The sequence below is a fragment of the Microcella sp. genome, assembly GCF_030645145.1.
Taxonomy (GTDB): Bacteria; Actinomycetota; Actinomycetes; order Actinomycetales; family Microbacteriaceae; genus Microcella.
The window spans coordinates 1-4,917 of the sequence record NZ_JAUSMI010000115.1; the positions used below are offsets into that span (position 1 = coordinate 1).

6 protein-coding genes are annotated in these 4,917 nt (G+C 71.7%); 2 read left to right on the forward strand and 4 right to left on the reverse strand.

What is annotated here, in order from left to right:
* Nucleotides 1–10: 10 nt before the first annotated feature.
* The 3 genes from rsmH to Q7T15_RS07955 all read right to left on the reverse strand — a co-directional run bounded on the left by rsmH (nt 11) and on the right by Q7T15_RS07955 (nt 2,291).
* Nucleotides 11–961 carry a 16S rRNA (cytosine(1402)-N(4))-methyltransferase RsmH gene (gene rsmH, locus Q7T15_RS07945; protein WP_304695043.1) on the reverse strand — a complete coding sequence of 317 codons (951 nt, stop codon included), beginning with the start codon at nt 959–961 and terminating at the stop codon, nt 11–13.
* A 102-nt stretch (nt 962–1,063) separates the two neighbouring features.
* Nucleotides 1,064–1,495 (reverse strand): division/cell wall cluster transcriptional repressor MraZ, encoded by a 432-nt coding sequence (gene mraZ, locus Q7T15_RS07950; RefSeq protein ID WP_304695045.1) that lies wholly within the window; start codon nt 1,493–1,495, stop codon nt 1,064–1,066.
* 409 nt (nt 1,496–1,904) lie between these two features.
* Nucleotides 1,905–2,291, reverse strand: a complete 387-nt coding sequence (locus Q7T15_RS07955; protein WP_304695047.1) for a DUF3040 domain-containing protein — start codon at nt 2,289–2,291, stop codon at nt 1,905–1,907.
* An 85-nt stretch (nt 2,292–2,376) separates the two neighbouring features.
* Here Q7T15_RS07955 and Q7T15_RS07960 point away from each other — a divergent pair, with 85 nt between their 5' ends.
* Nucleotides 2,377–3,498: a polyprenyl synthetase family protein gene (locus Q7T15_RS07960; protein WP_304695049.1), complete on the forward strand. Its 1,122-nt coding sequence runs from the start codon at nt 2,377–2,379 to the stop codon at nt 3,496–3,498.
* 24 nt (nt 3,499–3,522) lie between these two features.
* Here Q7T15_RS07960 and Q7T15_RS07965 read toward each other — a convergent pair whose 3' ends face one another.
* A complete protein-coding gene (locus Q7T15_RS07965; RefSeq protein ID WP_304695051.1) occupies nt 3,523–3,861 on the reverse strand; it encodes an Rv2175c family DNA-binding protein in 339 nt (112 codons plus the stop codon).
* Between the two features lie 171 nt (nt 3,862–4,032).
* Between Q7T15_RS07965 and Q7T15_RS07970 the strand changes: the two genes are divergently transcribed.
* On the forward strand, nt 4,033–4,917 hold an 885-nt coding region (locus tag Q7T15_RS07970; RefSeq protein WP_304695053.1), incomplete at its 3' end, for a LysM peptidoglycan-binding domain-containing protein.

A 4,917-nucleotide genomic window follows, 5' to 3' on the forward strand; every position in this document is an offset into this window, starting at 1 on the left:
AGGACGGCGCTCATGCGGCGGCCGCGAGTCGCTCGGCCGCGCGGAGGCGGACGGGGATGGCGCGGGGGTTCTCGGCGCGCTCCTGCTCGGTGGCGAGCTCGGCGCCCCGGACGAGGAGACGGAAACGAGGGGCGTGCTCGGGCAGCTCCATCGGCAGGCCGGCGGGGGCGGTCGACCGCACGCGCGAGGCGAGCTCGCGCTTGACGATGCGGTCCTCGAGCGACTGGTAGGCGAGGACGACGATGCGGCCGCCGACCGCGAGCACGTCGAGCGCGGCGGGGAGGGCGGCCTCGAGAGCGGCGAGCTCGGCGTTCACCTCGATGCGGAGCGCCTGGTACACGCGCTTGGCCGGGTGCCCGGTGCGCTGCGCGGAGCGCGGCGTCGCGTCGAAGATGATCTGGTTGAGATCCGTGCTGCGCTCGATCGGGCGAGAGGCGCGGGCCTCGACGATCCGGCGGGCGTAGCGCGGCGCGAGCTTCTCCTCGCCGTACGCGTAGAAGATGCGCCGCAGCTCGTCCTCCGGGTAGCTCGCGAGGACCTCGGCGGCGGTCATGCCGGTCGTGCGGTCCATGCGCATGTCGAGGGGGGCATCCTGCGCGTAGGCGAAGCCTCGCTCGGCCTCGTCGAGCTGCATCGACGAGACGCCGAGGTCGAAGAGCACGGCATCGACCTCGTCGATCCCGAGCGAGTCGAGCGCCTGCTCGATGCCGTCGTAGACCGTGTGCACGGGGCGGAAGCGGTCGCCGAACGGGGCGAGGCGCGCGATCGAGGCGGCGAGGGCATCCGTGTCGCGATCGAGGCCGACGACCGTGAGGCCGGGGAAGCGCTCGAGCGCTGCCTCGGTGTGGCCGCCGAGGCCGAGCGTCGCGTCGACCATGACGGCGCCCTCGCGCGAGAGCGCGGGGCCGAGGAGCTCGAGCGTGCGCTCGAGGAGGACGGGGGTGTGTCGGTTCTCTGCCATGCGGTTCCGGTGGATGAGCGCGGGGCCCGGATCCCCATCCGTCGACCTGGCACCGGGGAAGTGATGTCAGGGCGATGACGGCTGGGAGTCCGATCCTCGCGATCAGAAGAGGCCCGGGATCACCTCCTCCTCGGTGTTGGAGAACGCTTCTTCCTTCTCGGCGTAGTACGCGTTCCAGGCCTCGGTCGACCAGATCTCGGCGCGGTCGCCGGCGCCGATGACGGTGAGGTCGCGGTCGAGGCCCGCGTAGTCGCGCAGCGCCGGGGGGATCGTCACGCGGTGCTGCTTGTCGGGGCGCTCGTCGCTCGCGCCCGACAGGAAGATGCGCACGTAGTCGCGGGCGAGCTTGCTCGTGAGGGGCGCCTGGCGGATCTTCTCGACCTGCGTCGCGAAGCCCTCCGCGCTGAAGACGTAGATGCAGCGCTCCTGACCGCGAGCGAGCACGAGGCCGTTGGCGAGCTCGTCCCGGAACTTCGCCGGAAGGATGATGCGCCCCTTCTCGTCGAGCTTGGGGGTGTGCGTGCCGAGGAACATCGTCCGCTCCCCCTTCTTCTCCGGCCGGAAGTTCTAGGTGAGCTCCACTTTACTCCACAATGCTCCACTTTGCTATCAACCTGCGCCACTGTAGCCCGAATTGGGGGCACTTCTCCCCCGGAATCTCGGGGGAGGCGAGCGGGGAGGACGGTGGAGCGCCCGTGGCCGGCCGACGCGACGCGGCCGTCGACCACGTGGTCGTGCCGGGAGCGCGAGAAGACCGGATGCCCGGTATGACGCGGATCCGCGCTCGCAGCCGAGCCCCCGCCGCCCGAGGGTGGAGGACGGTGGAGCGTGGGGAGCGCAGTGGAGGGACGTGGCTCTCAGAAGCGCGTCCGGGAGTGTGAGCGCACGAAAAAGGGGGCCGATCTCTCGATCGACCCCCCGGAAGAGCTGCGCGTCTGGTGGGCTAGCGGCCCTGGTCGCCGTCCTGGCGGCGCTCCCAGCGCTCGTTGATCGTGTCCATGAAGGAGGAGCGCTGGCGCTGCGGAGCAGCGGGGCGCGGGGCGGAGCCCGGGCGCTCTTCGCCCGCCGCGGCCTTGCCGGGCGTGAGGACGAGGAGCACGCCGCCGAGCATGAGGGCGAAGCCGATGACGCCCACGATGGGGAGCTGGACGATCACGCCGGCGACGAGAGTCGCGACGCCCGCGATCGCGAGAAGCGAGCCCAGGACGATCTGGGTGTAGTTCGGTCGACCGCGGCGACCCGAGACGGTCGCCACGAAGTCGGCGTCGTTCTGATAGAGACTGCGCTCCATCTCTTCGAGGAGGCGCTGCTCCTGCTCCGACAGCGGCATGTGTGGACCCCTTGGTGCGAATACGGGTTGGGCGGCTCCCACCGTCTGCCCATTCTAGGCTCGCGCCGCTGGATAGGCTAGGCGAGTGCCTGAGAGATTGCGGTTAGTCGACCTGGTCAACGCCCGGCTCGACGCGTTCCTGGTCGATCGCTCGACCCACCTCGCGACGATCGCCGACGAGCTCGACGTCTTCATCGAGGCGTCCCGCGACCTCCTGCGCGGGGGCAAGCGCTTCCGCGCGCTCTTCGCGTATTGGGGCTGGCACGCGGTCGCGGGCACGGTCCGCCCCGACGACCCGCTCGCGGAGATGGACGACCACGCCGAGCTCGACGCCGTCATCGCCCTCGCCGCGGCCCTCGAGATCTTCCACGCCGCAGCGCTCGTCCACGACGACATCATGGACAACTCCGACACGCGACGCGGCATGCCCTCGATGCACCGCCGATTCGAGGCCGACCACGCCCGTCGCGAGTGGGTCGGCTCGGCCGCCTCGTACGGCACGTCCTCGGCGCTCATGCTCGGCGACCTCCTCCTCGGCTGGAGCGACGAGCTCCTCGCCGAGGGTCTCTCGATCGTCGCCGACCGCTCGGCCGCCCGTCGCGCCCGGCGCGAGTTCCACGTCATGCGCACCGAGGTGACGATGGGCCAGTACCTCGACATCCTCGAGGAGGTCGCCTGGCGCGACGCCCCGGAGGAGGACCTCCTCCCCCGCGCCCACCGCGTCGTGACCTACAAGTCGGCGAAGTACTCGATCGAGGCGCCCCTCGCTCTCGGCGGGCTCATGGCCGGCGGCACGCCCGAGCAGGTCGACGCCCTCCGCGCTTTCGGCCTCCCGCTCGGCGTCGCCTTCCAGCTGCGCGACGACCTTCTCGGGGTCTTCGGCGACCCCGAGATCACCGGCAAGCCGGCGGGCGACGATCTCCGCGAGGGCAAGCGCACGGTGCTCATCGCGCTCGCCCGACGGGCGCTCCCCGGGTCGGCGGTGCGACTCATCGACGAGCTCCTCGGCGACCCCGATCTCTCCGAGCATCAGATCGCGACGCTGCAGGCGACCATCCGCGACAGCGGCGCCGTCGAGACGGTCGAGACGATGATCGCGCGCTCCGTCCGCGAGGCGACGGCCGCGATCGAGGATGCCCCGCTCAGCCGAGCGGCGCGCTCCGAGCTCGTCGGCCTCGCCGATCTCGTGACTCGACGCGCCCACTGATCAGCGGTCGGCGCCCTCCGTCAGTCAGAACGCCATCGCCTGCGCGACGCGCCTGACCTCGGCCTTGCGCCCCTGACGCAGCGCGTCGATAGGCGAGGCTCCGAGCATCTCGTCGGGCGAGAGCATCCACTCCATCGCCTCGTCGTCGCTGAAGCCGTTGTCCGCCAGGAGGATGAGCGTTCCGCGGAGCTCGTGGAGCGGCTCGCCGTCCCGCAGGAACTCCTCCGGCACCATGAGCACCTTGTCGCGGCGCACGGCGAGGAGGGAGTGGTCCTCCAGGAGGCGATGGATGCGCCCGGGCGAGACGCCCAGCAGTTCGACGAGGTCGGGGACGGTCAGCCAGCGGCTGGAGTCTGCGGTCACGACTCCAGCGTGCCATGAACCAGGTCCGCGCGCCGTTCTCAGGTTATGTTTCCGGCGTGTTAACTGCAGCAACATCCGCCACAGTGGTTGACACCAGTGTTAATGTGTAACAGCGGACGGGGATCCGCGCGCGGCCGCTGTCGGCCGCACCGCACTGCGAGGGGACGACAGATGATCGAGCTCGACCGCACCGGAGCGACGTCGACGACCGACGACGACACGATCGCCCGTGATCAGGAGGACGCGAGGGCTCGAGCTCGCGCGGTGTTCGGCGGACTCGCCCCGCGCATCTCCGCCCCCTCCGCTCCGGCTGCTCCGACCGCCGACCCCGCTCTCACCCGGGCGGCCGCCCGCGCACGCAGCGCAGCGCTCTCGACCATGCCGCTCGTCCTCACCGGCGCTCTCACCCTCGGCCTCGGCCTGACCGGACCCGTCGACTCGGCCCACGCCGCGCCGCGCAAGCCGCTCAGCCCCAAGCCCCAGCAAGCCACCGGGCCCTCGACGCTCCGCGCCGCGCTCGCCCACGTGGGCGCCGCCATCACGCCGGGCGCCATGAGCACCGTCGCGCTCACGACGAGCGCCGCGCCCGCGCTCTACACGGTCGAGGCCGGCGACACCGTCTCCGCGATCGCGGCCCGCTTCGGCCTGTCGACCGCGGGGGTCCTCGCCCTCAACGGCCTCAGCTGGAAGTCGGTCATCTTCCCCGGCCAGGTGCTCAAGCTCACGAGCGCTCCGACGAAGGGCGCCACCTCCTCGGCCCCCGTCTCCCCCGGCGGGGCGTACCAGGTCCGCAGCGGAGACACGGTCTCGGCGATCGCCGCGCGCTTCGGCGTCTCGACGAAGTCGATCCTCGACGCCAACGGCCTCGGCTGGTCGAGCATCATCTACCCGGGCCAGACGCTGCTCATCCCCGGCACCGCGAGCGCACCCGCTCCGGCCGCGGCTCCCGCGACGGAGACCGTCTCCTCCGTCACGAGCATGCCGATCGCCGAGCGACCCGTCCTCCCCGGCGGCCCCGCTCCCGCGGCCGCGCCAGCTCCCGCTCCCGCAGCGGAG

Coding starts and splice junctions, on each gene's coding strand:
- rsmH (WP_304695043.1), bottom strand. CDS start 961: ATGGCAGAGAACCGACACACCCCCGTCCTCCTCGAGCGCACGCTCGAG.
- mraZ (WP_304695045.1), bottom strand. CDS start 1,495: ATGTTCCTCGGCACGCACACCCCCAAGCTCGACGAGAAGGGGCGCATC.
- Q7T15_RS07955 (WP_304695047.1), bottom strand. CDS start 2,291: ATGCCGCTGTCGGAGCAGGAGCAGCGCCTCCTCGAAGAGATGGAGCGC.